We start from the raw sequence: 24,538 nt of genomic DNA, 5'->3' as shown, positions 1-24,538 counted from the left end.
GTGGTCAGTACGGCCAGTCGCCGGTGACCTTCATGCCCGGGGCCTCGTCCTCGGCTTCGAGCGCCGCCGCGATCTCTTCGGACTCTTTGTGAGCCACCGAGAAGTCGTCGCTCGCGAGGTCCACAGTGAGGGCGGTGAGGAGGACCGCCTGCTCGCGGAAGGTTCTGGATTCGAGTTTGTCGAGGGTGTCGGCCTCGGTGTGGCCCCAACCGCGGTCCGGGCCGGTGTCGCTCCCGACGTGGTAGCCCGGCACGCCCCAGCGGACGAACGGCCAGTGGTCGCTGTGGGGACCCTGTTTCGGGACGACCTCGACGGGGTGGTCGAACCGCTCGCCGACGCGTTCGGCGGCCGCACCCAGCTCGTCGAAGCCGTGGGTAACGAACGAGAGCGTCCGACCGTTGACGACCCCGTCGAGGTTGAGGATGGCTTTGATCGCTTCGGAATTCGCGTTTTCGGCCATGTACTCCGACCCACGAAGACCGACTTCCTCGGCCCCGAACGCCACGAACTCCACGGTACAACCGAGCTCGTCCTCGCGCCCGGCGAGCGCGCGGGCGAGTTCGACCACCATCGCCGTGCCCGCACCGTTGTCGCCCGCCCCCTCGGCGATGTCGTGGGCGTCGACGTGGCTCGTCACGAGGAGTCGGGTCTCGGTCTCCGGACCGAGTTCGGCGTGGACGTTCCGACTGGTGGCGTCGTGAACGTCGGCCTCGACCCGAACCGTCGCCGGTTCGCCGTCTCGCGGACTTCGCCCGCTCGATCGGTCCGAGGCGTGCGCCTCGCCGGCGAACCGTCGTCCAAGCCGGAGCCCGACCTCCTTCGAGACGCCGACGGCGGGGATCTCGCCGATCGGGCCGTCCGCACCGCTCACGCTACCCGTGGGTGGAAGCTGGCCGGGGACGTGGTTCCGGAAGACGAACGCCGCCGCGCCGCCCGCGACCGCGCGGTGGTACTTCTCGGTGCGATGGATGAACCGGTCGTGGTGGTCGGGCACGTCGCTGGCGGCCATCACGACCCGTCCCTCGATGTCACGGTTCTCGAAATCCGCGGGCAGCCCGTAGCCCAGGTCGACGAACTCGCCGGTGGCCTCGTCGCTCGGGCTTCGCGGGAGCGCGATCGAGTCGTGTTCGAGCCCGTCCACGACGACGCCGCTCTCGCCGCGCGTCCAGCCCTGAATCCCGAACTCGTCGAGGCGCGCGTTTCGTGCGCCGACCTCGGCGAGCGCGTCGCGGGTCGCCTCGGCGGCGCGGCGCTCGCCCTCGCTACCCGCCATTCGGTTCCCGTTCTCGATGTCGACCAGGGTTTCGAGGTGGTCCCATCCCGTCCGACTGGTGAACGTCTCGCCGATCCAGTCCGTCATAGGGGACCGTCGCCAACCGGAACTAAACGTCTACCCATTCGGTGGGCGGTCCCCGAACCGCTACAGCCGCACGCTCGCGAGGATCCCTTCGCCGACCGGGACGAGCGCCGTCTCGAAGTCGGGGTCGGCCCGAACCCGCTCGTAGTAGTCAGCGATGTGCCGGGCGGTGGCCGGGGCCGCGTCGCCATCGAGCGCGTCCAGCAGATCGTCGGGGCCGAACTGGTCGCCGGCGGCGATGACGTTGTCGGCGAGCACCATCCCGCCAGGAGCCACCTTCTCGCGAACCGCCTCGAACGCCTCGACGTAGCGGTCGTCCTCGTTGTCCACGAGTACCAGGTCGAAGGGGCCATCGTACCGCTCGACGGTCTCGATCGCGTCGCCCTCCTCGAAGACCGCGCGGTCGTCGTAGCCGCCGCGTGCGAAGAACTCGCGGGCCATGTCGAGTTCGTCGGGGTCGTGTTCGGTGAGGACGACCCGGCCGTCGGGCGGGAGCGCCGGGGCCACCCAGTAGGCCGAGTAGCCGAAGCCGGAGCCGAACTCGAAGACCGACGAGGCGGCCGTCAGTCGGGTACACAGGCGATAGAACGCGCCCGCTCCCGGTCCGATGGTGGGAAAGCCCGACTCGCGGGCGGTGGTCTCCATCTCGTCGAGCACGTCGTCGGGTTCGGGGGCGGCGCGTCGGCAGAGGCGACCGATCGCCTCGGGCAGTGGGTCCGTCATGGGTCCCGTAGAGCGGGCACCGACAAAGCTCCGCGCACGAGGTGTTTTCGAGAGCCCGCGGGGGGACCGGGGACGGAGAGGAGACTTTTTCACTCGTCACCCCCACCCGTATTCGTATGCGTGACGTGCTCGCGACGTGGCGACCGGTCATCGACACCGAGATCGAGCGGCTGCTCCCGCGCGAGATCGACGCCGAGTACGTCGCTTCCTTCTTCGGCGAGCCGACCTACGAGTACGACTCGACCGCGATCCAGCGCGCCCTCCCCGACCTCACCTGGGACCTCCTCGACCGCGGCGGCAAACGCTGGCGCGCCGTGGTCTGCTGTCTCCTGATCGAGGGGTTCGGCGCGGACCCGCACGACTACCTGCCCTACGCCTGCATCCCCGAGATCCTCCACAACGGAACCATCATCGTCGACGACGTCGAGGACGGCGCGACGATGCGCCGGGGCGAGACCGCGCTCCACCACGACTTCGGCACCGACATCGCGCTCAACGCGGGCAACGCGCTCTACTTCTTCCCGCTCAAGATCGTCGCCCGGAACCCCGGCGACCTCGACGCCGAAACCCGGCTCGCGCTCTACGAGATGCTGATGCACGAGCTCAACCGGACCCACCTCGGGCAGGGGATGGACATCCAGTGGCACAACGAACGCGAGATCCGGATGACCGAGGCCCAGTACCTCGAGATGTGTGCGTGCAAGACCGGCTGTCTCGGCCGGATCGTCGCGCGGCTCGCCGCCATCCTCACCGGGCAGTCCGAGGAAGCCGAGCGCCACGCCGCGCGCTACGCCGAGCTGATGTCCATCTCCTTCCAGATCGGCGACGACATCCTCGACGTCGAGACCGCGACCGAGGACGGCGGCGCGTTCGGCAAGGGGATCGGCAACGACGTCCGCGAGGGGAAGAAGACCCTGATGGCGATCCACGCCGCGCGCAACGCCGACCCCGAACGCGCCGCCCGACTGGAGGCGATCCTCTGGGCCGACGAGAACACCGACGAGGAGGTCCGGGAGGTCATCGACCTCCTCCGCGAGACCGACAGCGTGGCCTACGCCCGCGAGTGTGCGCTCGATATCGCCTCCGAGGCCCGCGACCACCTCTCGGCGCTCGACCTCGACGAGGAGTCCGCGACCCAGCTCGCGGCGTTCACCCGCTTCATGGTCGAACGCGAAGCCTGAGTCGGAATTCGTCGCGAACGGAAACCGACCGCACCGCCGATAGTTACCGACATTGACAAACGATCCGAACGGAACAGCGACGCTGGCCGCCGTCGACCGGCCGCGGGCCGGTGGCGGTGCGGCGGCTGGTGGTGCGATTGCGGTTCTGATGTCCTGGTGGATGAAGGGCGAGCGAACGGAGTGAGCGAGGGCTTCGGCGGTGCTGTGCGGTCGTGGTAGTGATTAGTGGTTGTCCCGCGAGCGAGTGAAACGAGCGAGCGGGCCAAGGAATCCCCGAGCGGAGCGAGGGGGTGACGCAGGCTTTTGATCCACATTTTGCCAGCGAGGCCGCTCCGCGGCCGAGCGCAGCAAAAGGTGGTCTCTATGAGGTAGCCGCGACTTCGCCTTCGGGCGGCTCGGCGGATTCGGCCTCGGACTCCTTGCGGGCCTCGCGCTCCTGGTCCTCTTTCTTGTCCTTGACCTTCTTCATCCGGAAGATCTCCTCGCGTTCCTGTTCTTCGAGCTTCTGCTCGATGTACTCCTGGGACTCCCGGAGTTCGGGCAGGAGCTTGAATTCGAGGGCGTTGACCCGGCGTTTGGTGGTCTCGATCTCGTTCAGCATCTTCTTCATCGCGGTCTCGACCTCGGCGGCGAGCACGATCGAGTCGATGAGGTCCTCGTAGGCGTCGGCGGCCTCGTCGATGTAGGCGCTCGTCCCGAGCACGCCGTAGCCCCGCTGGTCGAGCGGCTTCTTGACCTTCGAGGACTCGATCTGGGGCACTACGACGCCCATGATGTTCTTCGATTGGATCGTGATCTCGGGGTGGTCCTCGAGGGCCGCGGCCGCGCCGCGGACCGCGACGTCGCCCTCGACCGCCCGGGCCATGTCGATCTTCGCCTGGGCCTGCTCGTAGTCGTCGCCCATCCCCGAGCGCACGTCCTGAGCCTCGTCGAGGATGTCCATGAACTCCATGATGAGGCCGTCACGCTTCTGTTCGAGCGTGTCGTGACCCCGCTCGGAGAGGTCGATGCGGTCCTCGATCCCCATCAGCTCCTTGCGGGTCGGTTTGACGTCGTTGGCCATTGTTAGTCAGTAGTATGACACCGAGGTCCTTAAGCCTCGGCCTCGGCACCGCTCGACTCCTCGCTCTCCTGGGCGTCGTCGGCGTCCTCGTTGTAGTAGCGCTCGATGTACTCCTCGTCGATCCGGTTGAGCTCCTGTTTCGGGAGCGCGGAGAGGAGCTCCCAACCGATGTCGAGGGTCTCCTCGACGTCGCGGTTGGTGTCGTAGCCCTGGTCGACGAACTCCGCCTCGAACCGGTCGGCGAGGTCGAGGTACTGGTTGTCGCGTTCGGAGAGCGCCTCGCGACCCACGATGTTCACCAGGTCCCGGAGGTCCTCGCCCTCCGCGTAGGCTGCGTAGAGCTGGTCGGAGACGTCGCCGTGGTCCTCGCGGGTCAGCCCCTCGCCGATACCGTCGTCCATCAGCCGCGAGAGGCTCGGTAGCACGTTCACCGGCGGCTCGACGCCCTGACTGTTGAGGTCGCCGTCGAGCATGATCTGTCCCTCGGTGATGTAGCCCGTGAGGTCGGGGATCGGGTGGGTCTCGTCCTCGCTCGGCATCGTGAGGATCGGGATCTGCGTCACCGAGCCGTCACGACCGCGGATCCGACCCGCGCGCTCGTAGAGCTGCGCCAGGTCGGTGTACATGTAGCCGGGATAGCCCCGGCGACCCGGGACCTCCTCGCGCGCCGCGCCGATCTCCCGGAGCGCCTCACAGTAGTTGGTCATGTCCGTCAGGATCACCAGCACGTGGTAGTCCTGCTCGAACGCGAGGTACTCCGCGGTCGTCAGCGCGAGCCGCGGGGTGATCTGGCGTTCGACGGCGGGGTCGTCCGCGAGGTTCGAGAAGACGACCGAGCGTTCGAGCGCGCCCGTGTGCTCGAAGTCGGCGAGGAACTCGTTTGACTCCTCGGCGGTGATACCCATCGCACAGAAGACCACCGCGAACTCGCTGCCCTCGCCGTCCTCGTTGGCCTCGTCCTCTTCCGGCACCGTCGCCTGGCGCGCGATCTGGAGGGCGAGTTCGTTGTGCGGCAGCCCCGAAGCCGAGAAGATCGGCAGTTTCTGGCCCCGCACGAGGGTGTTCATGCCGTCGATCGCCGAGACACCCGTCTGGATGAACTCCTCGGGGTACTCTCGGGCCGTGGGGTTGATCGCCGACCCGACGATGCTCTCGCGGCTGTCGGGGACGATCTCCGGGCCGTCGTCGATCGGTCGGCCCGAGCCGTCGAGCACCCGCCCGAGGAGGTCCTCGGTGACGGGCATCGTCATGGTCTCGCCGAGGAAGCGCACCGAGGCGTCCCGGTTGATGCTGCCGGTGCCCTCGAAGACCTGGATCGACACGAAGTCCTCCGAGGATTCGAGCACCTGGCCGCGCTTTCGCTCCCCGTCGGGGAGTTCGATCTCCACGATCTCGTCGTAGCCGACCGGCTCGTCGATCTCGACGAACACCAGCGGCCCGCTTATCTCCTCGATCGTTCGGTATTCCTTCATGTTAGTATTTCTCCCGGAGCTGGTCCTGGACGTCGGACTCGATCTCCTCGATGAACTCGCCGTACTCCTCGGTGGTCCCGATCCGATTGAGCCGGGGTGCGGCGTCGATGCTCGTGATCTCCTCGACCGGGACGCCCGCTTCGAGCGCGTCGAAGGCCTCCTCGCTGTAGGTCTGGATCGCCTCCATCATCCGGTAGGTCTTCTCCGGCGAGGAGTAGGCGTCGGTCGGGTTGAGCGCGTTCTGCTGGAGGAACGCCTCCCGGAGGTAGCGCGCCACGTCGAGCGTGAGGCGCTGGTCGTCCGGCAGCGCGTCCTCGCCAACGAGCTGAACGATCTCCTGGAGTTCGGCCTCCTCGTCGAGGGTGTTGATCACCCACTGACGGGTCTCCGGCCAGTCGGCCGCGACGTTCTCCTCGAACCACGGGTCCAGCTGGTCCCGATAGAGCGAGTACGACTCGTTCCAGTCGATCGCCGGGAAGTGCCGGCGCTCGGCGAGGTCGGAGTCGAGCGCCCAGAACGTCTTCACGATACGGAGGGTGTTCTGGGTCACGGGCTCGGAGAAGTCGCCGCCCGGCGGGCTGACCGCACCGACCGCCGAGATCGAGCCTTCGGTCCCGTTGATGTTCTCGAAGTAGCCCGCGCGTTCGTAGAACGCCGAGAGCCGCGCCGCGAGGTAGGCGGGGTAGCCCTCCTCGCCGGGCATCTCCTCGAGCCGCGAACTGATCTCGCGCATCGCCTCCGCCCACCGCGAGGTGGAGTCGGCCATCAGCGCGACGTCGTAGCCCATATCCCGATAATACTCGGCGATCGTGATCCCGGTGTAGACACAGGACTCACGCGCCGCCACCGGCATGTTCGAGGTGTTCGCGATCAAACATGTTCGGCTCATCAGCGGTTTCCCCGTGTTCGGGTCCTCGAGGTCCGGGAAGTCGTCGATCACTTCCGTCATCTCGTTGCCCCGCTCGCCACAGCCGATGTAGATCACGATGTCGGCGTCGGCGAACTTCGCGAGGCTCTGCTGGGTCACCGTCTTCCCGCTGCCGAACGGCCCCGGGATCGCCGCCGTCCCGCCCTTCGCGAGCGGGAAGAGACCGTCCTGGACCCGCTGGCCCGTGACGAGCGGCGTCGTCGGGGTCTGCTTGTCGACCGTCGGGCGGGTCTCGCGCACCGGCCACTCCTGGTGCATCGTGACCTCCTCGCCCGAGTCGAGTTCGACGATCGGGTCGGTTACCGAGAACGACCCCTCCTCGACGTTCGTGACCTCGCCGCCCTCGTAGTCGGGCGGCACCATCACGCGGTGTTCGATGCTCTCGGTCTCGGGGACCGTTCCCACGACGTCGCCGGCTTCGAGCTCGTCGCCCTCGCTGATGGTGGGGGTAAACTCCCACTCCTCGTCGAGGTCGATCCCGGGGGCGTCCACACCTCGATCGAGGAACGCGCCCATCCGGTCTTCGAGCACGTCGAGCGGGCGCTGGACGCCGTCGTAGATCGAATAGAGCATCCCGGGACCGAGGTCGACCGACAGCGGTTCGCCGGTGTTCTCGACGGGTTGGCCCGGCGAGATCCCCGAGGTCTCCTCGTAGACCTGGATCGTCGTGCGATCCCCTTCGATCTCGATCACTTCGCCCATCAGCCCCTCGTCGCCGACGTAGACCACGTCGTTCATCCGCGCGCCGAGGCCCGTGGCGACAACCACGGGACCGCTCACGCTGGCGATGGTGCCGTCGTCCGTCGTTTGTACGTCTGTTGCTTGACTCATGATTTAGCTGTCGTCCATCAGGTCGATGCCGATGGCGCGTTTGATCTGCTCGCGCAGCCCGCCGCTGCCCGCCTCGTCGCCGCCGAGCGTCACCAGCGTGGGTTCGATGCTGGTCTCGGCGTCCTGTCGCACGCCGCGCGAGAGGTGGTCGGTGTCGGCGTCGGCCATCACCACGATCCCGACGTCGTCGTTCGCGAACACCCGCTCGACGGCGTCGTCGAGTTCCTCCCTCTTGTCCTCCTCCGCGACGTTCTCGATCTCGCGAACGCCCGCGAGGCGAAAGCCGGTGGTGAACTCGGGCGTGCCGATGACCGCGATCTCCTGGCTCATTGGTGTTCGTCCCCCGCGTTAGACGACCCAGCGGTTTCGGCGTGTCGGTTCATCGGAGGACGAGGTCCTCCTCGATCGTCTCGGGGTCGAGCCCCGCGGCCCGCCCGCGGGCGATCGCCCGAACGTTGTCGACCTCGCGCTCCTTCGCGAGCACGTAGGCGAACACCGGACAGACCGAGAGCGGGTACCAGTTCGCGAGCTGGTGGGCGTACTCCGCGAGCGCGGCGTCGAGCGCGCGCTCGAAGCCCGTCAGGCTCTCCGCGTCGTCGAGCGCGTCGAGCGCCGCGTCGAGTTCGTCGCCGTACCGGCTGTCGGCCAGTCGGGCGGCGAGCTCGTCGGGGTTGTCCGCGATCCCGGCGAGGTCCGATTCGTCGAACAGTCGCCCCCCGTCGATGAAGTAGGTCGCGGGGTCGGTGTCCGCGCCCGAGCGCGCCAGCCGGAGCGCGTTTCGGGCGTTCCGGAAGTCGATCTCGGCTTCGAGGAACTTGACGTAGAGCCGCCGCGCGTTGCTCTCGCCGGGCCGCACCGCCAACAGCTCCTCGTAGTAGGCCCGGTCGATCGCGTTCTCGAGCGGCACCAGCGTACCGGTCGACTCGTACTCGTCGAGCGCGCTCTCCAGGGGCGGCCCGAAGACGGTGTCCGAGAGCCCCTCGACGACGCCCTCGATCGAGTCGGCTTCGAGCAGCCGGTCGCGACGGTCCTCGTCGAACTCGCCGGTTCGAACGAGGTCGTTCTCGACGCTCTCGCGACCGGTGTCGGCGTAGATCCCTCGAAGGATCGTCTTGATGTTCCACGCGTCGAACTTCCGGAGGTAGCGCGCGATGTCGTCGTAGAGCGGGCCGCTCGCCCACCGTAGGAGGTCCTCGAAGTCCTTCGCGAGGTTCCGGGCGAGCGCGTGCTCGACCAGGTCCACGCCCGAGTGACGACTCCCGAGCGCGTTCATCTCCTCTTCGTACTGCGATTCCTCCATGAACCTCGCGATCCCGCTGGGCTCCATCCGCACCAGCTGTTGGTAGTCCTCCTCGTCGAACAGGTTCGCCCGCCGCGAGCGCACCCGGGCGGTGACGTACTCGTAGTTCGAGTCGGTGGCGCGCGTGCTCATTGGTCGAACAGCCTGGAACTCACGGCCTTGAGCTCGTCGTCCCAGACCGAATCGAGCACCGAATCGAACGTGTTGTTGACCCGAACCCGCGAGGCCTCGCTCTCGGCGACCACACCGCCGAGACAGTCGTACTCCCCGGCGTGCTCGAAGCCGTCGTACTCCGTGGCGAGCGTGGTGAGTAGGTCGGCGTCGTCGGCTCGACCGTAGAGGCCGACCGACGCGCCGTCGTCGAACTCCGTCGCGGCGTCCTCAAGCAGCGCCCGCGTGAGCTCCTCACGCTCGTCGCCCGAGAGACCCGCGACCCGGTCTTCGACCTCGGTGCGGAGGTCCGAGAGGACCTCCCGCCGTGTTTCGAGCCGGAGCTGTTTGGCTTCGAGCTTCACGCTCGAGAGCCGCTGGTCGCGCTCGCGCTCGATCCGATTCTCGACCTCGCGCTCGCGTTCGGAGACCGTCTCCTCGGCGTCGGCTTCGGCCTCCTCGACGATCTCCGCGGCGCGCTCGTCGGCCTCCTCGCGGATGCGTTCGGCGCGTTCGCGTGCTTCCTCCTTGACGTCCTCGGCGACGGTTTCGAGACTCATTCCATCACCTTAGCCGGCGAGGAAGAACGCCACGAACCCGATGATGATCACGGTTTCAGGGATCACCGTCAGGAAGATGGCGATACCGAGCGAGATGGAACCTTCCGAGTACGCACCGACGGCCGCGGCACCGATCCCGCGCTGTGCGTTCCCGGTACCGACCCCGGCGAGGCCGACGCCGATCGCCGCGAGACCGCTCGCGAGCGCCGCCGCGGCTTCGGTCGACATTCCACCGCCGCCCTGTTGTAGCAGTACCCCCGGATCGACGAGCGCGCTGATGAGTTCTAGCATGGCGTCAGTTGTCCCCGTTCCGTGTGTCGTCGGTCATTGTCGAACGGGCTAAAGTCCCCGCACCAGCCACATAAAACTTCTCAAAATATTCGCCGTAGACCGAACGAACAGGCTCAAATACGTGGTTTGAGTAGTTCTCGAAATCCGCTGGATCTCGAAACGAACCCGCCCTACTCTTCGAGGGTGTGGGTCCGTTCGTAGCCGAACGGTTCGTACTGGTCGCCGCCACCCTCGTAGAACTGGTTGAAGAACTCGACGTACTCCAGCCGCACGGCCTGGAGGCCGGCGCTCATGACGCCGACGCCGAGCACCAGCATGTGGCCGACCACGAGCAGCACCATCCCGAAGGCCGCGCCGGCGATGCCCATGTGAATGAGGCCACCGAACATCAGCGAGGCGTCGCCGCCCAGGGTCTGGACGTATCCCGGGCCATGGGTGAACAGGAGGTGGAACTCGCCGTGGTGCTCGTAGGCCCCGAAGACCAGGAGGTTGACCGCGAACGCCAGTCCGACCTCCGCGAGCACCTCGGCGGCGAGCCGGGTGTACGAGAGGGGGTTGACGAAGGCCGCTCGAAGCAGCCCTTCGAGGAAGCCGACGAGGATACCGATGCCCCCGAAGTGGTTGACCTCGTTGACGATCACGAGGCCGAGCCCGACCACGAGGCCGACACCGAGGCCGGCCCAGCCGACGGTCGGCGAGAAGCCCGCGAAGCCGAGCGCGAACGGCTGGCCGTCGAGGGCCACGAACATCAGCTCGGGTTTGACGCCCATCAGGGTGCGGCTCATGAGCCAGACCCAGACGCCGAGCATCAGTATGAGATACGAGCCGCTCTCGAGCATCGCGGTCTTGAAGCTCGTCCGGAGGTTGTCGGCGAAGTCGAAGAGGTAGCCGACCGTCATGTGGAGCAGGCCGAAGAGCACGCTGATCAGGAGCCACGCGTTCGCGTAGGCCCCGTACGTCGGCATCAGCCCTTTGTGGAGGGGCTGGCTTTCGAGGCCGAGCGCGCCCTCCCAGAGGTACATCTTGATGAACTCCGTCCCGAATATCTCGCCGTAGAGTATCCCGAACAGGAACGTGAACCCACCCGCCCACAGCGTGATCGCGCCGAGCGCGCGGATCCCGTCGCTCTCGAAGCGTTTGAACAGCAGGGTCCCCACGGTGAGGTAGACCAGCCCATAGCCGGCGTCCCCGATCATGAACCCGAACATCAGCGGGAGGGTCAGGAAGAGGACGATCGACGGGTCGATCTCCGAGTACTTCGGTCGGCTCACCGTCTTGACGAGGAACTCGAAGGGTTTCACCGGACCCGGGTTGTCCTGCACCACCGGCGGGTCGCGCTTGCCGATGGCGACGTCGGTGCCGCCGTCGGCTGCGACTTCCGCCTCGGTCTCGTCGCTCGATCCACCGTCGCCACCCGATTCGGTCGGTTCGCGCTCGGTCACGTGCCCGTCGCTGTTGTAGGAGGCCTGTTCGAGCTCCTCGACGACGACGTGGTCGCCGACCGCCTCCCTGAGCCGTGATTCGAGGTCGTCGAACCGGTCGGTGGGGACCCAGCCCTCGGCGACGAAGGCGTTCTTCGTCGTCGCGAAGGAGAGCGGGGCCTCGCGGCGCTGGACCTCGATCGCGAGCTCCTCCTCGGCGGCGAGCAGGAAGTCCCCGTGCTCGTCGCGGACCTCGCGGATCTCGGCTTCGACGTCCTCCACGTCGTCGGCGAGCGCGCTGCGGCGGCCCTCGAGGTCGTCGAGGTGGTCCTCGGGGCTGCCCTCGGCGTCGGGCACGTCGACCGCGACGAACTCGGTGCCGGTGAGCGCGTCGTCGAGGACGGCCGTCTCGCCTGGCGCGGGCTCAGCGAACACCGCGACCGCGCGGTCCTCGGTGAAGAGTTCGTAGCGGTCGATCCGCTCGGAGCTATCGAGCGCCTCGCGAACCGCCGCCTCGTCGGCCTCGCCCACGCGGGTTTCGAGCGAGTCGTAGCCCGAGAGCAGGTCGAGGTCGATCCCGAGCGCCGTGAGTGGTTCGAGCGCGTCGATCCGGTCGGCGAGGTCGGCGCGCTGGCCTTCGAGGTCCTCGCGCCGGTCGTCGAGTTCGTTGGCCCGCGTGCGGACGGTCTCGATCCGGTCGCCCATCCCGTCGAGGTCGATACCGGTCGTCTCGCGGTCCTGGTCGACGTCGAGAAGCGAGATGAGCGAGCGGACGGTGACGAGACGGTCGGCGGCCTCGTCGGCCCCCGCGACCGGGTTTCCGGGTTCGAAGCCCTCCCACTCGCCGTCGTAGCCCGTGACGTGGAGGAGATCGAGTCGGTGGACGGTTTCGATGGTGTCGGTGAGGACGCGCTTCGCGCCCGTGACCGACACCCGGCTCATCCGTTCAGGTCTGAGCATGAACCTCCTCGGTGAACCGCTCGACGACGTAGTCGGCGGTGTCGTCGAGGTTCTCGCGCGCGTTGGATTCGAGTTCCTCGCGTTCCGCTTCGGCCTCCTCGAGGACCGCCTCGCGCTCGGATTCGATCTCCGCGCGGGCGGTTTCGAGCCGCTCCTCTTCGAGTTCGTCGGCCTCGGCTTCGGCTTCCTGGCGGATCTCGTCGGCCTCCTCGCGGGCCTCGGCGATCCGCTCCTCGCGGTCGGCTTCCGCCTCCTCGATTATCTCCTCGGCCTCGCGCTCTGCCCCCTGAATTCGGTCGAGCACCTCTGGTCTGGCCATGTCGTTCAGTGAGCCTTGTCCCACCGCCTATTTGGTCGTTCCGGATACCATCGCACAGCGAACCCCCGACCGACCCGCAGTGTGCCGGCGATCCGACCGGACGGTTATCGGAACTCGGTCGTGCTGTGTCACAAATCCGGTCGCGGTGGCGCGCGCTCGCGACCGGTCCAAACGAACGTGAGGGCCGGTCGCGGAAACCGTGCGAGGGATGAGCACCGGAGCGAGTGTGTGAAGCGAACGAGCGAGGAGCGCAGTCGGTTGGGGAGGAATGTGGCCGGTGTGGTTGCAGGAGCGGGGCGGGAGAGTTAGTGGTTGTACCGCGAACGAGGCCGCAGGCCGAGTGAGCGGCAGTTTTTAGTCCAGGTTTTTGCGAGGAGTGGTGCGCGAACGCAGTGAGCGCACCCGACGAAGTAAAAAAGTGGTTCGTAAGCGCTTAACCACGCCCGGTCACACCCCCGCTCGATGACCGGTGGGCACCACACAGGCGAGGGGGCGCTGTTCTCGGCCCGTCAACTCGCCGTCATCGCGTGGGTGACCGCCACCTCCGTCGTCTTCTTCAATATCTTCATCAAGTTCGTCAACCGCCAGCTCCTCGGGAACCCCTACGGCACGCCCGTCTACTGGCCGGTCAGCATCTTCGTCTTCCGGCTGGGGCGGCTCCGGCTGGACTGGGCGATCCCGATGCTCGTCGCCGCGGTCGGGGTGTTCGCGGTGACGGCGTGGTACCTCCGCGAAGAGCGAACGCGTCTCGCGCCGGTCGTGGTCGCGGGGTTCGTGTTGCTGGTCTGTTCGAACCTCCTCCACGGGTTCACCCACGGGTTCGTCGTCCCGCTCTCGACCCGCGAGGGCTACTACCAGCTCGCCGCGACGATCGTCGACCCGCTGGCGTTCGTGCGGACCTACGAGGCCAACCAGCTCTCGTACGTGGTCCACGCGCGAACGCACCCGCCGGGGACGGTGCTCACCTTCACCCTCCTCGATTGGGTCTTCGGGTCGCGCCCACTGGTTACGACCGCCATCGCGGCCCTCTCGCTCCCGACCTCGGCCGTGCTGGTCTACCGGCTCGTCGGGAGCTACTACGAGAGATCCGTCGCCCAGTACACCACGCTGTTGTTCGTGCTGCTGCCCTCGGTTCAGATATTTTACCTCGCGACGATCGACGCGATCATCGCCACGCTGTTGCTCGCTGCGGTGTACTTCTTCACCCGCGAGTCGCGGTGGTGGAGCCTCGCGACGCTCGCCTGCCTGCTCGTCGCCGCCAGTCAGCTCTTCCTGTTCGTCTTCGTCCTCCCGATCCTCGCCGGGATCGCGGTCTTCCGGCGCGAGAAGCTGCTCCCGCTCGTCGGTATCGGGGTCGGACTCGTCGCGTGCTATCTGGTCGTGAAGTTCGGGCTGGGCTACGACTACCTCCACAGCCTCTCGATCGCCTCGGACCAGCAGAATCCCAATGGATTCATGCTGCTCGCCGACCCCTCGGACTACGTTTTCAGCCGCTTCGAGGATATCGTCGAACTCGGGCTGTTCTTCACTCCGTTCCTCTGTCTGCTCGCGGCCCGTGGCCTCCGGGACCTCTGGGGCGACCTCCGGCCGGAGGGCCGGTGGTGGCTCGCGGCCACCCGGGAACGCGAGCCGTTCGTGATCGCGGCGGCCGCGGTCGTCGGGTTCTGTGCGATGCTCGTCGCGGGCGTCTACCACACCGGCGAGACCGCCCGTGGCGCGCTCTACATCTACCCCTACCTCTGCCTGCCGGTAGCCGCCGCGGTCCACCGGGTTCGACCGAATTTTCGGGACCGCTGGCTCCTCGCGGGCGCGGTGTTCGGTCAGACGCTCCTGCTACAGCTCCTCGGGAGCTACCTCTGGTGAAGTGCGCTTTTCGGCCGTCAACGGCTGGCGTGCGGCGAGGTCGCACGCGAAATCGGGGTGTTCCGCGAGGTGACGCACCACGAGGTGGCGACGACGACCCGAGAGCGCGGGGGAGTCGACGTCTTGGGCGGTGAACGACGTCGGAAGCGCGTCGAACAGGTCCCGGAGAGTCTCGAACGAGTTGAACACCTTGCGGTGGCCCGCCGACTCCACACCTCGGCGCGCGACGACGTAGCTCCCGTCGGGGCGGTGCGTACCGGTGGTGTGGACGAACTCGCGATGTCGTGCGAGCGAGTCGTCGAGCGACTCCCGGAGGGACAGGGCCTCGGCTCTCGTCAGTTCGTGTGTGCGGCCGGCGACCGAGACCGTCACCCGATCCGAATCACGTCGGACCGATACCTCATCGCCGGAGAATTTCTCGACCACGAGCGCGGGGACTCGACGGCATACCCACCGCTCGACGCGGCACGAACATAAATCCCGGCGGTGGTGCGGACCGGGCTGTCGTCCGTGATCCGGGTCGCGTTCAGCTCCCACACGACGGCCACTTTTTCACGCTCGCGGTTCGAGGGAGGGTATGCGCATCCGGGGCGAACGCGAGTGCAAGGACTGCGGCACGCGGTGGTCGTACTACGAGACCGGGAGCGTCGACTGCCCGAACTGCGGAAGCCTCCGGAGCGTCGGCCGCGACGAGCGCACCGAGCACACTGCGACCGCGGCGACGCTCGACCTCACCGAGGCGCGAAGCCTGCTCGGGTCCGAGGCCGCCGACACCCGCGCCGCGGCCGAACGCGCCGCCGAGGCCTGCCACGAGTTCGTTCGGGGACAGGGGTTCATCCGCGCCGGGAGCCTCGCACCGCTCGACGGGACCGCCGTCGGGGCGCGCGAGCTCCGCCAGGTCGCCACCGAACTCGCGCGCGGGCTGCGGACGGACGACGAGGAGGAGCGGTACTTCATCGACCTCCTCGGTGGGGTCGACGAGGGCGAACGCCCGCCCCCCGAAACCGTCCCGGACTCGCTTCGGGCGGCCCGCGGTCGGGCGGTCGCGAGCGCGCTCGACGTCTACCGCCGGGACGCGACGGCGTACCTCGACGACCACCCCGACAGCGAGGCACGGGCGGTGCTCGATACGCTCGAAGACCACGTCAGGCGGGTCGAGGCGCTCGACGGCGACGTCTCGCCCGCCCACGCCGAACGGCTCCTCGGGGTCGCGCGCGACGTCGGTACGTACCTCCGCGAGGACGACGAGAACGCGCTGGCGGCCGCACGCGACCGCCTCGACAGAATCGGATAGTTCGACGAGAGTACCGGTTCGACTCCTTGCGAACGGGGGGACGGTTCCGTGGAACTGCGTGCGGGGGCGCGCGGGAGCGCGTCGGAGACGCGCGACTCGCGCGAGGGATGAGCGAAGTGAGTGAAACGAACGGAGCGAATCGGTTGGGGAGGGTGTGGCCTGCGGTTCTCGTTCGTGTTTGCGTCGTGACGTTCGACGGATCACTCGGTCGGCAGTGTTTCACGGTTGCTGAGAACGGACAGACGCCCGCTGGGTCCACGGCACACCCGGCACACGTCGGCACCAGACCTTAGCCACCGACCGTCGAAGCCGGCCGTATGTCGACGACTACCGGTGAGACCCCATGACGGATATCGGCTACACCCTCTCGACCGAGGAGTTCGGCCCGAACGAGCTCGTCCGCCAGGCCGAGCGCGCCGAGGAGGTCGGCTTCGATTTCGTGTCGAGCTCGGACCACTACCATCCCTGGACCAGCGAGCAGGGCGAAGCGCCCTTCGTCTGGCCCGTGCTGGGTGGGGTCGCCGAGGCCACCGACGAGATCGACGTCGGTGTGGGTGTCAACTGTCCCATCATGCGGATCCACCCCGCCGTGGTGGCCCACGCCGCCGCGACCGCCGCCGAGATGCTGGAGGGGCGCTTCTTCTTCGGTGTCGGCACCGGCGAACTCCTCAACGAACACGTCGTGGGCGAGCACTGGCCCTCCCAGCCCGTACGGCTCGAAATGCTCGAAGAGGCCGTCGAGGTCATCCGCAAGCTCTGGGAGGGCGGGCAAACCAGCCACTACGGGAAGCACTACACCGTCGAGAACGCGCGGCTGTTCACCCTCCCCGACGAGCTCCCGCCGATCGTGGTCTCGGCCTTCGGCGAGCGCGCCGCGACCAGCGCGGGCGAGATCGGCGACGCCTTCTGGTGTGTCGGCCCGCAGGGCGATCTCCTCGATACCTACGAGGAGGCCGGTGGTTCGGACCCGTCGTACTGCCAGCTCCACGCCTGCTACGCCGATTCGGAGGACGAAGCCGTCGAGACCGCCCACCGCGTCTGGCCCAACTCCGGGCTCCCAGGGGAACTCGCCGCCGAACTGCCGACCACGACCCACTTCGAGCAAGCGAGTCAGATGGTCACGAAGGAGGACATCCGCGAGGGGTCGATCCTCACCGAACCCAGCGCCGACGCCCACATCGAGAACATCCAGAACGCGTTCGACGCGGGCTACAGCCACGTCTACATGCACCAGATCGGCGACGACCAGGACGCACTGCTCGACCTCTACGAGAACGAGGTCCTGCCGAGTTTCGACTGAGGGCGTTCCCGATCACCGTTTTTTGAGCGCCGTGAGCAAGTCACGTTCGTAGGTCTTCTCGGGCAGCGCCTCGAACCACTCCACAGCGAGAATATCCTCGTCGTCGAATCCCGGGTCCGTCGCGAGCTCCGCCGTCGTCGGCGTCGCGTCGAACATCGCGAACCGGAACTCGAATTCTCGACTCTCCTCCTCGTGAACGAAGGTCCGTTCCTGGATCGCCGCGAGCCCGTCGATCTCGACCCCGAGACCGGTCTCCTCCCGGACTTCGCGGGCCGCACCCTCCGCGTGGGTCTCGCCGACTTCGAGCATCCCGCCGGGCGCGATCCACGGCTTGGATCCACTCCAGCGCCGCCCCTGCCGGATCAACAACACTCGACTACCCTGCGTGACGAACCCGCCGACACCCCACGCGCTCTCAGCGGCACGCGAACGCGCGTCCTCCCACTCGTCGGCGGGCAGGTCGCTCGTGGCCGACCGGCGGAGCACGTCTCCGTAGCGCGCCGCGAGGTCGTCGGGTGCGAGAAAGCGGTCGTCCCGACTCACGGAAGCTCGACGTCGACGTCCTCCTGCTGGCTCGCGGCTTTCACGGTGTTGTAGAGCAGCATCGCGCGCGTCATCGGGCCGACACCACCCGGGACGGGCGTGATGGCGCTCGCCTTCTCCTTCGCCGACTCGAACTCGACGTCGCCGACGAGTTCGTAGCCCTTCTCGGTGTCCGCGTCCACCCGGTTGACCCCGACGTCGATCACCACTGCACCCTCGCCGATCATCGAGCCGTCGAGGAGTTCGGGTGCGCCGACCGCCGCGACCACGACGTCGGCGCTCCGCGTCTTCTCGGCCAGGTCCTGCGTTCGGGAGTGACAGACGGTGACCGTCGCGTTGCCGTCGTCGGCCTTCTGGAGCAGGAGGTTCGCGAGCGGTTTGCCCACGATGCGCGAGCGCCCGACGATGGTGACGTCCTTGCCCTCGGTGTCGACGGCCGCCGACGCGAGGAGCTTCTGGACCCCGTGCGGCGTACAGGGTTTGAATCGCGCGTCGCCCGCGACGAGGCGGCCGACGTTCTCGGGGTGGAAGCCGTCGACGTCCTTCGCGGGGTCGATCCGGCGGATGACCTCCCGATAGTCGATCTGGTCGGGGGTCGGGTCCTGGACGAGATACCCATGAATATCGGGGTCGTCGTTGAGTTCGTCGATGGTCGAGTTGAGGTCGGCCTGCGAGGCGTCGGCGGGGAGTTCGACGTGGACGCCGTTGATCCCGACCTCCTCGCAGTCGCGCTGTTTCATCGAGACGTAGGTCTCGCTCGCGGGGTCGTCCCCGACGAGAACGGTGGCCAGGCCGGGCGTGACGCCGGCGTCCTCGAACGTCGCGATGCAGTCCTCGAGGTCCGAGCGGATGTCGTCGGCGACGGCGTTGCCGTCGATGACGTCGGTCATACGGAGACCACTGGGAGCCGTGCTAATCAATGCCCCGGTCCGGGAAGTGGTCGGACCCCACCGAGTTTACTCGTAGAGCGGGAACCGCTCGCAGAGCGCGTCGACGTCGGCTGCAACCTCCTCGACGACGCTCCCGTCGTCGGGGGCGTCCACGACGCGCGCGATACAGTCGGCGACCTCGCGGCAGGCATCGGCGTCGAAGCCGCGGGTCGTGAGCGCGGGCGTGCCCGCTCGGATCCCGCTGGCGACGAAGTTCGAGCGGGTTTCACCGGGGACCGTGTTCGCGTTGAGCACGATACCCGTTCCTTCGAGGGCTTCCTCGACCTCTTTTCCTGTGGTATCGGGGTGGGACTCCCGGAGGTCACAGAGCACGAGGTGGGTATCCGTGCCGCCCGAAACCAGCCCGAGGCCGTGCTCCTGCATTCGGTCGCCGAGCGCCGTCGCGTTCTCGACCACCTGTTCGGCGTACGCCTCGAACTCGGGTTCGAGCGCCTCGCCGAAGCCCACCGCCTTCCCGGCGATGTTGTGCATCAACGGCCCGCCCTGCATTCCGGGGATGATCGCCGCGTCGATGGCGTCGGCGTGCGCCTCGCCCGAGAGGATCATCCCGCCGCGGCCCGAGCGGATGGTCTTGTGAGTGCTCCCGGTGACGAAGTCCGCGATACCCACCGGCGAAGAGTGGACACCCGCCGCGACGAGGCCCGTGATGTGAGCGATGTCGGCGAGCTGGTAGGCGTCGACGCCCTCGGCGATTTCCTGAAAGCGCTCCCAGTCGACCTCGCGCGGGTAGGCCGAGTAGCCCGAGATGATCATGTCGGGCTCGAACTCGTTCGCGTGTTCCTCGATGGCCTCGTAGTCGAGTCGTCCGCTCTCGGGGTCGACCCCGTAGTGTTCGACCTCGTACACCTTCCCGGCGAAGTTCGCCTTGAAGCCGTGCGAGAGGTGGCCGCCGTTGGTGAGGTCCATCGAGAGGATCTTGTCGCCGGGTTCGAGCGCGGCGAGGTAGACCGCCATGTTGGCCTGGGAGCCGGAGTGGGGCTGGACGTTGACGTACTCGGCCCCCCAGAGCTCCTTCGCGCGGTCGATGGCCAGCTGTTCGACCTCGTCGGCGTACTCGCAGCCGCCGTAGTAGCGCTCGCCGGGGTAGCCCTCGGCGTACTTGTTGGTGAGCGCGCTGCTCTGGGCGTCCATGACTGCAGGGGAGACGTGGTTCTCGCTCGCGATCATCGAGAGCGTCGAGCGCTGCCGGTCGAGTTCGCCGTCGAGCGCGTCCGCGACCGCCGGGTCCGTGTGCCGAACGTCCTCGTAGTCCATGTTCGCCCCTTCGGTCGCACCGTCAATAGCGTACCGATACCGCACCATATTTCCGGACCTCGTGACGACACCGCCGAGGATTTACTTCGGTCGTCTCTATCCCACGTATGCCCCGACCGAAGTCCTCGTTCGACCGACTCCGCCCGTTCCAGTTCCGCGAACCGAGCGACGTGCTCGACGACGACACGATGTACACCGTCTACGAGATCGCTCGGCTGCTCCAGGGGCTCGACCCCGAGACCGAACTCGACATCGAGACCGAGGACGTCCTGCTCGACTGGGCGATCCCGTGGATGGTGACGAACGCCGAGGAACTCTGCTTCGCCGACCCCGCCGCCGACGACGAACCCGGTCACTACGGGCTGGCGTGACCCGCTCACCGGGATTCCCCGGCGGTCACCGCCACCGAACCGACCGACCCCCGCGAGCGAAGCCCTATACCCGAGGGCGCACGAACCGAGCACACGAACGATGAGCGGCGAGGGAGCCAGCAGCGAGACGGCCACCACGACCGGCGAGCCCAGCGAGAGCCCGGACGCTAACTCGGCCCCGCCGAACTGGCGCGACGTGTTCGGCTACGACGAGCCCTACGACAACCAGGCCGACGCGATCGAGACCGCGATCGAGACGGGCGAACGGGGCGGCTACCTCGTGATGGAGGGGGCCTGCGGGACCGGCAAGACGATGGCGGCGCTCACGGCCGCGGGCACCCTGCTCCGCGAGACCGACCGCTACGACAACGTGCTCGTGGTGACGCCGGTCAAACAGCAGCGCCAACAGTTCATCGAGGACCTCAGAGCCATCAACGAGCGGATCGACGACCCCTTCGACGGGCTGGCGCTGGTCGGCAAGGCCGACCTCTGTCCCTACGAGCGCGCCGGCGCGTTCGAGGAGAGTACACAGGAGGCCTGTGAGGAGCTCCGAGACCACACCTCGGGGCTGGTCGCGCACGGCGACGGCGGCGGCGAGGGCGACGTCTGGTGGGACTCGGCGCGCGCCGGCGAACTCGTCTCCTCGGCCCGCGTCGACGCCGATTCGTGGAACACGCTCGACGACAACCTCTCCGTGGGGGATCACACCGCCCCGTACCCCACCGCCCGCCCGACCGCGCCCGACTCGCTGGCCGAGGGCGACCACGCACCCACCTTCTGCCCGTTCGAGGCCGACTGGTACGCGCGGGACAAGTCGGTCCCCGTGAGCTTCGACGCCGGCGAGGGGAACGTCGTCACGACCGACGAGCTCCTCACGGGGTCGGTCCCGGCGGGCACCTGCCCCCATCGGTCGATGGGCACGCTGCTCGACGACGCCGAGGTCGTCGTGGGCAACTACACCCACCTCTTCGATCCTCGGACCCGGGCGCTCACCGACGGCGCGGTCGACGACCGGACCTTCGTCATCGTCGACGAAGCCCACAGGTTGGAGGGCAGAGTCAGGGAGATGCTGAGCGACCGAGTGGGGATCCACTCGCTCCGGCGGGCGCGCAACGACGTCCAGTACCTCCGTACGCGGGCGGGTCAGTCGCGCGAACACCGCGCCCAGGTGGCCGAGCTGCTCGACCCCCACGAGGTCGGCACCGACTCGCTCGAACGCGTCGAGGAGTTCTTCGACGAGGCCATCGACTGGGTCGACTCGCGGGTCGATCGCTACCTCGCGAACGAGTTCGGCAATCTCGACCGAGCGGCCGACGACCTCCCCGAGACGGTCGAGATCCCGCTTCGCGACCCCGAGGTCGAGGAACGCGACGAGTTCTCGGCGTGGGCACGCGAGGCGGGTTACTCGGCCTCGTTCTGCAAGTCGCTCCACTCGGTCGGTGCGGCGGTCGAGGACGTTCTGGGAACCGTCGCGCCCGAGCGGTCGTGCGTCTGCGGCGACGTCGGCCGGCTCGTCGCGCGGTGGTGGACCCGCGACCACGCCTCGTATTTCAGAGAAGTCACGCTCACGAGCACCGACCGCGACCATCTGGAGGGGTGGGAACGCCACTACACCGCCGCGCTGTTCTGCTACGACTGTCTGCCCGCCGAGGACCTGAAGGAGCGCTTTTCGAACCTCGGGGGGGGCGTACTGATGAGCGCGACGCTCGAACCTATCGACGTCTTCCGTGAGTGTGTGGGGCTCGACGGGGTCGCGGTCGAGGAGGGGGACGGGGCGGACGAAGGGACGGAGGAGGAAGCGGCCGAGCCCCGCCCGGTGGTCGAGCGGACCTACGACCTGACGTTCCCCCCGGAGAACCGGGCGAGCTGGGTGGTCGACGCGCCGGCGTTCACCGCCCGGAACCGCGGCCCGCCGGCGGAGGACAACGGCGTTCGCGAGACCTACGCCTACGCGCTCCGCGAGCTCGCCAGGAACCCCGGCAACGTCCTGCTCTGTCTCCCGAGCTATCGCGAGGCAGCGTGGGCGGGCGAGCGCCTCGCGGGGGCGCTCGACAAACCCGTACTCGTCGACGAACCGTCGAGCGACGCGGCGACCGAGGCACTCAAACGCGAGTTCTTCGCGGGCGAGGGCAAGGTCCTCGTGACCTCGACGCGGGGAACCCTCACGGAGGGCGTGGACTACGACGGCGACAAGCTCGGGACGTGTGCGGTGGTCGGGGTGCCGCTCGTCAACGTGGCTTCACCCCGGATCCGGGCGGTTCGACGGGCCTACGGGGCTGCCTTCGACGAATCGAAGGCGTTCCGGTACGCGCTCACGGTGCCCGCGGTCCGGCGGGCGCGCCAGGCCATCGGCCGCGTCATCCGCGGCCCCGAGGAGGTCGGTGTCAGGGCCTTCGTCGACGAACGCTACACGCCCGACGCGCCCCGGTCGGTCGCCGACTGCCTCCCCGACGCCGAGCGCGAGGAGTTCGTGACGCTGACGCCGATGTTCGTGGAGACGGTCGTCGACCGATTCGGCACCGAGCACCCCGAGTTCGGTGGGTAGAGAACACACCGACGGGTTTCACGGAAGAGAGCACTGATACAGCCGCTGAGACGGTCGTGGGCCGACGGGCCGGGGGATGGCCCGGGCCCACGTTCTCGTGACCAGCCGAGCAGGGGAACGGGTCGACAGACGACGGATGTGGGGGGTGACTGGATCGAACCTACTCGGCGAGTGGGCGTTTCGGTGCGCACGTTATGGTCCTTTTGGCCAGTTGATGTTTTCTCGACGGTCGCGGCCACTTGGAGTATCCCCGGTGGCCCCCGGACCGACGGATGGAGCGCGCGACCCCCTCCGAACCGGTTCGCTCGAATCCGATCCGAGTGATCGGTCACGTTTATGTGCGTGCCTGTACTGTCCCCCGCTGGGTGATGCCATGCAAGGGAACAACGGAGTCGACCGGGAGAGTGGGCACGTACGAACCTGCCAGCGGTGTCGGAAGGGGATGCCGAACCCCTACATCAACGACGGGATCTGTTATCACTGTCGGGACCGGTAACCGGTCGTAGTCGCGGTTCCGACGAGCGCGAAAACCGACGGTGGGCGCGCTCTTCGAGTCGAAAACGGGGGAAGGACAGGACCGAGGGGGAGTAGTTACGAGTGATGCCAGGCAACGGATTCCCCCGCTGGTCCTACCCGATCCTCGATGCCAGTTCGCAATAAGCTTTGTGCGTATTCTCACATCCAGAAATTAGCCCCGTCACATTCGATACGCACGGCGGCCGGTCGGCCCCTGGTTTCGACTGGAAGTATCATATCCATAGAATAACGACCGCTATTGAGCGGTCGGGAATCCCTCGTGCTCACAGCTGTGAAATCGAATCGGCTCGTACGAATCAGTCATCAGTCCGGTGCGTGCCGGCGTGGAAGGGGCGGTCAGTCGTCGCCGACGAACCGGAGCGCGACGCCGAGGGCGATCACCGCGAGACCCGCGATGGCGCTCATGATCGGCGGAACCGGGAGGAAGAGCAGTACGACACCGGCAAGGATCAACAGCGTGGACTTTTGGACCATGCGCGCCCTCGCTGGTCCGGTCGGATACCCTTTGTGGTCGGGTGAGGAAGTCAGCAGAACTCCTGGCTCGCGAACACCCTGGTCTGGCCGTCGACCTCCTGGATGTAGACCCCGATCCCCTCGTTCTCCCAGTAGGGTTTGAGGAGGTTCTCGCGGTGGTCGGTCGAGTTCATCCAGCCGTTGACGATGCCGCGGGCGAGTTCCTCCTGGGTGTCGTACTCCACGGTTCGGTTCTCCATCCGAACGGGAGCGTCGTAGTAGGTGTAGAGGATGTTCTCGCCGCCGGTGGCGTACCGGAGACCGTCCATCGGGACGCGACACTGGTAGCCGAACTTCTCGTAGCGGTCGGCGACGGTCTCGCCGTCGGGGCCGACGTGGGCGAAGTAGCTCCGGTTCGCCATGTCGGCGCTGTGATAGCGCGCCACCGACCGGAGCCCGGTGTCGAAGCTGAGGTTCGAGAGCCCGCGGTCGGCACGCCGTTCGTTGATCCCCTCGTGGACGAGATACTCGAGGCGCGTGCCGTTGAGTTCGCCGGCGTTCGAACTCGGGACCGACGCGTTCGTCCCCGGATCGGCCACGGATCCGGTGTCGCCCGCGACATCGCTCACACCGACCGTGCCGACGTCCGCGAGTTCGTCCACGTCCTCGAACGGGTCGAGGCCGGTCGCGTTCTCGACCATCCCACCGAGGTCGGACGGCTGGCTCGGGAGTCCACCGAACGCGAAGCCGGCGGCGAGCGCGACCACGCAGACCACGAACGCGAGCCGCAGAACGGTCGAGACGACCCAGCCGACCGCACCGACGAGCCAGCGAAACATCTACCGGTGGTTCTCGTCGGATAGCTATGTATC

General features: G+C 67.6%; 23 protein-coding genes. 6 read left to right on the top strand and 17 right to left on the bottom strand.

Going from position 1 to position 24,538, the window contains the following annotated elements; all coding sequences use genetic code 11:
• Positions 1 to 4 precede the first annotated feature (4 nt).
• Complete coding sequence (locus GT355_RS00220; protein ID WP_160132652.1) at positions 5 to 1,360, bottom strand: M28 family peptidase; 1,356 nt, start codon at positions 1,358 to 1,360, stop codon at positions 5 to 7.
• A 60-nt stretch (positions 1,361 to 1,420) separates the two neighbouring features.
• On the bottom strand, positions 1,421 to 2,080 hold the full coding sequence (locus tag GT355_RS00215; RefSeq protein ID WP_160132651.1) for an O-methyltransferase: 660 nt from the start codon (positions 2,078 to 2,080) through the stop codon (positions 1,421 to 1,423).
• Between the two features lie 116 nt (positions 2,081 to 2,196).
• Between GT355_RS00215 and GT355_RS00210 the strand changes: the two genes are divergently transcribed.
• A complete protein-coding gene (locus tag GT355_RS00210; protein WP_160132650.1) occupies positions 2,197 to 3,261 on the top strand; it encodes a polyprenyl synthetase family protein in 1,065 nt (354 codons plus the stop codon).
• Positions 3,262 to 3,622: 361 nt separating this feature from the next.
• On the opposite strand, the gene GT355_RS00205 is transcribed toward GT355_RS00210, so the two are convergent.
• The 9 genes from GT355_RS00205 to ahaH form a co-directional block, all read right to left on the bottom strand.
• On the bottom strand, positions 3,623 to 4,324 hold the full coding sequence (locus GT355_RS00205) for a V-type ATP synthase subunit D (RefSeq protein WP_160132649.1): 702 nt from the start codon (positions 4,322 to 4,324) through the stop codon (positions 3,623 to 3,625).
• 29 nt (positions 4,325 to 4,353) lie between these two features.
• Entirely contained in the window at positions 4,354 to 5,796 is a 1,443-nt protein-coding gene (locus GT355_RS00200; protein WP_160132648.1) for a V-type ATP synthase subunit B, read from the bottom strand.
• A 1-nt stretch (position 5,797) separates the two neighbouring features.
• The gene (locus GT355_RS00195; RefSeq protein ID WP_160132647.1) at positions 5,798 to 7,555 is read right to left on the bottom strand and encodes an ATP synthase subunit A; all 1,758 of its coding nucleotides are present in this window, start codon (positions 7,553 to 7,555) and stop codon (positions 5,798 to 5,800) included.
• A 3-nt stretch (positions 7,556 to 7,558) separates the two neighbouring features.
• Positions 7,559 to 7,885 (bottom strand): V-type ATP synthase subunit F, encoded by a 327-nt coding sequence (locus tag GT355_RS00190; RefSeq protein ID WP_160132646.1) that lies wholly within the window; start codon positions 7,883 to 7,885, stop codon positions 7,559 to 7,561.
• 49 nt (positions 7,886 to 7,934) lie between these two features.
• Complete coding sequence (locus GT355_RS00185; RefSeq protein WP_160132645.1) at positions 7,935 to 8,987, bottom strand: V-type ATP synthase subunit C; 1,053 nt, start codon at positions 8,985 to 8,987, stop codon at positions 7,935 to 7,937.
• Positions 8,984 to 9,565, bottom strand: coding sequence for a V-type ATP synthase subunit E (locus tag GT355_RS00180; protein WP_160132644.1), 582 nt, complete (start codon positions 9,563 to 9,565; stop codon positions 8,984 to 8,986). Before GT355_RS00180 ends, GT355_RS00185 begins: the two co-directional genes overlap by 4 nt.
• Before the next feature lie 9 nt (positions 9,566 to 9,574).
• Positions 9,575 to 9,856, bottom strand: coding sequence for a hypothetical protein (locus GT355_RS00175; RefSeq protein WP_160132643.1), 282 nt, complete (start codon positions 9,854 to 9,856; stop codon positions 9,575 to 9,577).
• 170 nt (positions 9,857 to 10,026) lie between these two features.
• Positions 10,027 to 12,237, bottom strand: coding sequence for a V-type ATP synthase subunit I (locus GT355_RS00170; protein ID WP_192927932.1), 2,211 nt, complete (start codon positions 12,235 to 12,237; stop codon positions 10,027 to 10,029).
• Positions 12,224 to 12,556: an ATP synthase archaeal subunit H gene (gene ahaH / locus GT355_RS00165; RefSeq protein ID WP_160132642.1), complete on the bottom strand. Its 333-nt coding sequence runs from the start codon at positions 12,554 to 12,556 to the stop codon at positions 12,224 to 12,226. Before ahaH ends, GT355_RS00170 begins: the two co-directional genes overlap by 14 nt.
• A gap of 462 nt (positions 12,557 to 13,018) precedes the next feature.
• Between ahaH and GT355_RS00160 the strand changes: the two genes are divergently transcribed.
• Complete coding sequence (locus tag GT355_RS00160; protein WP_160132641.1) at positions 13,019 to 14,419, top strand: hypothetical protein; 1,401 nt, start codon at positions 13,019 to 13,021, stop codon at positions 14,417 to 14,419.
• Here GT355_RS00160 and GT355_RS00155 read toward each other — a convergent pair.
• Positions 14,390 to 14,845 (bottom strand): DUF7528 family protein, encoded by a 456-nt coding sequence (locus GT355_RS00155; protein ID WP_192927931.1) that lies wholly within the window; start codon positions 14,843 to 14,845, stop codon positions 14,390 to 14,392. The genes GT355_RS00160 and GT355_RS00155 overlap by 30 nt on opposite strands.
• 151 nt (positions 14,846 to 14,996) lie before the next feature.
• Between GT355_RS00155 and GT355_RS00150 the strand changes: the two genes are divergently transcribed.
• Positions 14,997 to 15,713, top strand: coding sequence for a DUF7117 family protein (locus GT355_RS00150; RefSeq protein WP_160132640.1), 717 nt, complete (start codon positions 14,997 to 14,999; stop codon positions 15,711 to 15,713).
• Between the two features lie 343 nt (positions 15,714 to 16,056).
• Positions 16,057 to 17,013 carry a TIGR03557 family F420-dependent LLM class oxidoreductase gene (locus GT355_RS00145; RefSeq protein WP_160132639.1) on the top strand — a complete coding sequence of 319 codons (957 nt, stop codon included), beginning with the start codon at positions 16,057 to 16,059 and terminating at the stop codon, positions 17,011 to 17,013.
• 12 nt (positions 17,014 to 17,025) lie between these two features.
• On the opposite strand, the gene GT355_RS00140 is transcribed toward GT355_RS00145, so the two are convergent.
• The 3 genes from GT355_RS00140 to glyA form a co-directional block, all read right to left on the bottom strand.
• Entirely contained in the window at positions 17,026 to 17,556 is a 531-nt protein-coding gene (locus tag GT355_RS00140) for an NUDIX hydrolase (RefSeq protein ID WP_160132638.1), read from the bottom strand.
• On the bottom strand, positions 17,553 to 18,446 hold the full coding sequence (locus GT355_RS00135; protein ID WP_160132637.1) for a tetrahydrofolate dehydrogenase/cyclohydrolase catalytic domain-containing protein: 894 nt from the start codon (positions 18,444 to 18,446) through the stop codon (positions 17,553 to 17,555). The genes GT355_RS00140 and GT355_RS00135 overlap by 4 nt, the downstream gene beginning before the upstream one ends.
• Before the next feature lie 66 nt (positions 18,447 to 18,512).
• A complete protein-coding gene (gene glyA, locus GT355_RS00130) occupies positions 18,513 to 19,760 on the bottom strand; it encodes a serine hydroxymethyltransferase (protein ID WP_160133958.1) in 1,248 nt (415 codons plus the stop codon).
• 107 nt (positions 19,761 to 19,867) lie between these two features.
• Between glyA and GT355_RS00125 the strand changes: the two genes are divergently transcribed.
• Both GT355_RS00125 and GT355_RS00120 read left to right on the top strand, forming a co-directional pair.
• Positions 19,868 to 20,131: a DUF5827 family protein gene (locus tag GT355_RS00125; protein ID WP_160132636.1), complete on the top strand. Its 264-nt coding sequence runs from the start codon at positions 19,868 to 19,870 to the stop codon at positions 20,129 to 20,131.
• A 100-nt stretch (positions 20,132 to 20,231) separates the two neighbouring features.
• Entirely contained in the window at positions 20,232 to 22,676 is a 2,445-nt protein-coding gene (locus tag GT355_RS00120; protein ID WP_160132635.1) for an ATP-dependent DNA helicase, read from the top strand.
• A gap of 873 nt (positions 22,677 to 23,549) precedes the next feature.
• On the opposite strand, the gene GT355_RS00115 is transcribed toward GT355_RS00120, so the two are convergent.
• Positions 23,550 to 23,687, bottom strand: coding sequence for a transporter (locus GT355_RS00115; RefSeq protein WP_160132634.1), 138 nt, complete (start codon positions 23,685 to 23,687; stop codon positions 23,550 to 23,552).
• Positions 23,688 to 23,737: 50 nt separating this feature from the next.
• On the bottom strand, positions 23,738 to 24,505 hold the full coding sequence (locus tag GT355_RS00110) for a CAP domain-containing protein (RefSeq protein WP_160132633.1): 768 nt from the start codon (positions 24,503 to 24,505) through the stop codon (positions 23,738 to 23,740).
• Positions 24,506 to 24,538 lie beyond the last annotated feature (33 nt).

This window comes from Halococcus salsus, from assembly GCF_009900715.1.
Classification (GTDB): domain Archaea; phylum Halobacteriota; class Halobacteria; order Halobacteriales; family Halococcaceae; genus Halococcus; species Halococcus salsus.
Note: the sequence above shows the minus strand (reverse complement) of the source record. Positions and strands in the feature narration are given on the sequence as shown.